A 731-nucleotide genomic window follows, 5' to 3' on the forward strand; every position below is an offset into this window, starting at 1 on the left:
CGGCTGGATCACCTCCTTTCTAAGAGAAATGAGTAAGAGTTGTTTTACTGTTAAGTTATTAAGGTGTAGACGTAAGCACCTCGAAAGCAAAGCTTTCTCGGTCGCGACTGCGTCGCAAATACTTGATAAAAAATCTGTTTAGATGAACAAGTTCATCACACGATTTTTATATCAAGTGCACTTACTTAGTAACACAAAAATCTTTGGTGGCGATGCGCTTAGGGGAAACACCCGTTCCCATCCCGAACACGATGGTTAAGACCTAAGCGGCCGATGGTACTATGCTGGAGACGGCATGGGAGAGTAGGTGGCCGCCAATTAAAATGAAAATAACGCTGAACAGCGATTTGTGGCAAGAAACTAAGGTTTCAGATAAAAGTTTCTTGTTATAGATGACTGTTCAACAGTCAAAAACTTCCGGGATGGCCGGAAAGTTTGTACCTTGAAAACTGTATATTGATTAGAGTAATAGAAAGAAATCAAGATATATAGATATAGTCAGGTGAAATTGCGAAGCAATTTCTAATGATTAAAATCTTTGATTTTAATCTGTTCAGACATCCAAGCGCGTTATATTAAATATAACGGTTGATTCAAAAGCATATTTGCTTTTAGAATTTAACAAATGCAAAAGCAATTATAATTGCTTTAGAAAGCAAACTAACAAATATGGTGATAACGCTATATCAGCCATATGAGAATCAGAATCGTTCAGACTGTGAAAATGAGTG

General features: G+C 37.2%; 1 rRNA gene. It reads left to right on the plus strand.

Going from position 1 to position 731, the window contains the following annotated elements:
* Positions 1-202 precede the first annotated feature (202 nt).
* Positions 203-320: ribosomal RNA gene (rrf, locus tag DW721_RS15855) — 5S ribosomal RNA — on the plus strand.
* Positions 321-731: the final 411 nt, after the last annotated feature.

It is taken from the genome of Clostridium sp. AM27-31LB, from assembly GCF_003480745.1.
GTDB classification, from domain to species: Bacteria; Bacillota; Clostridia; order Lachnospirales; family Lachnospiraceae; genus Butyribacter; species Butyribacter intestini.